Here is a 2,274-nt window from a genome sequence, read left to right on the forward strand (position 1 = left end):
GCGCCCTCGTGTATCGTTTAACATCATACGTTCAAGTTTATTCGGTTAGGCTATGGCCTCGGCCTCCAAGAAGGCCGCGACGTTTAACGTATATTCGATTTCTCCGATGAAGGCAAGGCGCGACCCGTACCACGCGTTCGTGACCGATGAATCGCTGTACGCGTTCGTGCACGAAACACCGGCGTGCGAGTTGGCGTAGTAGTAGGAGCGGCACACCACACGGGCCGACGAGTTGGAACACCAGAATTTGTCGCCGTAGTGGGTTGTTTCTGTGGCGTTGAGCAACACCGGCACCACGTCCATGAAACGACCGTTATGTAATTCGGTAATCCATGAATCGGAGATTGTGCCACTCTTGACGGTTCTTTCTTCACCGGTTCCGTACTCGGTAAATTTCCAAACGTAGTAATCGGAGGTAACTCCGCCCATCCATTCTGCGACATTACCCCAAAGATTTTCGTAACCTATGGCGTTGATAGATGTCGCATTTCGTAACGTCTGCGTATCGTCGTAATACCAGCCTCCGGCCGCACCGATAGCATTAGCCGGGTTCGCTATGGTGTCCTTCATGCCGAGGAAGGCGGTCAAGCCTTGAACGGTAGTATTTGAGCCGGAGCCATATCCGCACACGCTTGAACTGTCACGGTCGCCATAGTTGGCCCAGAACAAACAAGCGATATCCCGGTGCATTGGGTACGTTATTGGGGTGAATCCCTCACCACGTCTGCGGCAGTAATCAACGAACTGCGATTGTGATACGCTGACGGTCGCCGAAACGCCCGTAATACTGCGAATCTGCAAATTACCGTAATAGGCTTTCACAACACCGGCAAGCCATTGGCCGGTTCGCCATGCGTCCGGCTCGATAGCGTGAATCTCCGGCGAGGTGGTAAGCCATACGAAGGAGAAAGGAGCGTCGGCGCGGCAGGTGAACGCGATTTTTTCAGCGTTGGCCGGAACGGAGGTAAACAGGTAAGAGCCTTCGGTCATTCGTCCGCTATTGGCTGCGGCACGACCCACCACGTTGTTGTCTGCGTCGAGGAACACCGCGCCGTAAACCGATGAGTTCACGGCCGGCCATCGTGCTTGCTTGTAACCCTTCACCGGGGCAACATATACGCGGTAATCATCGTAAACCGCGAGGCAGTCGTCAAAGGTGGTGTAAGTGGTAGCCACTCGGCAAGCTGCGCGGTCGTGCAACTCCATATCTTCCGGGTAAAGTTTACGGCCCTCCGGCTGCGTTACAGCCTTCAGAGAGCTGAAGCAGTGGTAATGGCAACGGTTAATAAAATCGTCGATACCCTTGCACCAACGGTCAGGCTCGTACATCATGAAATCGCCTTCGTCTGCCTTCGTCGGGTGGTTGAACCCTTGCGTATTGGCCTCCGTGCCGTCGTGATAACGGCGGCTATCGGTATCGTCGAGAGGACAGACAAGCATTTTGCCGGACGCTACATATTTAGCCATTACGCGGTGACGCTTCGCCATGATAGCGGCGACGTGCGCCGACGGTTTGAAAGTGTTGTCGTAGTCGTAGCCCGTTTCGTTATCGAGGTTTGAGATATTTTTTGAATCTGACACCGTTTCATCGTACTTTATAACTGTCCATTCCGGCTGCTTTATGTTCAGTTCGGGGAAATGGGCCTGCAACTCGTTGAACTCCGATTCTTCGAGGTATTTCGTGAGTTGGTAAGTACCTACGAGGCGGCAAGTCGTCACGTTGTTACCGTTTTCATCGACACCCTTCATCGTCAGGAACTTGCGGAGGAGTTCACCGCGTCCGCTCTCGTCTATGCCTGTAACACGGAGGTAGGTCGTAGAGGGGCAACGGTTGAGAAGGGCCTGCCAGTCTATCAGCGGACAGTTATCAACGACAAGGCGAGTAACCGCCGGAGTTCCGGAGAAGGTGAGCGCGTCGGGCGCGAGGTTCTGAAGGTATCGTAATTCGAGCGTCTGGAGCGAGGCCGGTAACTTTGCCGTTGACATAGTTCCGCCCTGTGCGAAAATCACGTTTGTAAGCTGCGTATCTGCTGCGTCGAGCGTTTCGAGTTTACGATTTTCGGCCAGATTCAGAGAGGTAAGGCCGTTCAGTCCGTTGACATCAAGAGAACGGAGATTCCGGCAATTTTCGAGAATCAGGCCGGTGAGTGGAAAACCCAGGCTCGGATGACCCCTTAGACCAGGTTGAATTGACCCCTGAAGCCAAAATATCACTGACCCTTTTGCCCAATATAAAAATGACCCCTGTCGACGTAATGTCAGCAGGGGATTTTA

Annotated in this window: 1 protein-coding gene; it reads right to left on the reverse strand. The window is 53.4% G+C overall.

Annotated features, from left to right (window positions below):
• Positions 1–45: 45 nt before the first annotated feature.
• A complete protein-coding gene (locus C5O23_RS14040; RefSeq protein ID WP_107033531.1) occupies positions 46–2,214 on the reverse strand; it encodes a leucine-rich repeat domain-containing protein in 2,169 nt (722 codons plus the stop codon).
• Positions 2,215–2,274: the final 60 nt, after the last annotated feature.

Origin of the sequence: Duncaniella muris, from assembly GCF_003024805.1 — a bacterium.
GTDB classification, from domain to species: domain Bacteria; phylum Bacteroidota; class Bacteroidia; order Bacteroidales; family Muribaculaceae; genus Duncaniella; species Duncaniella muris.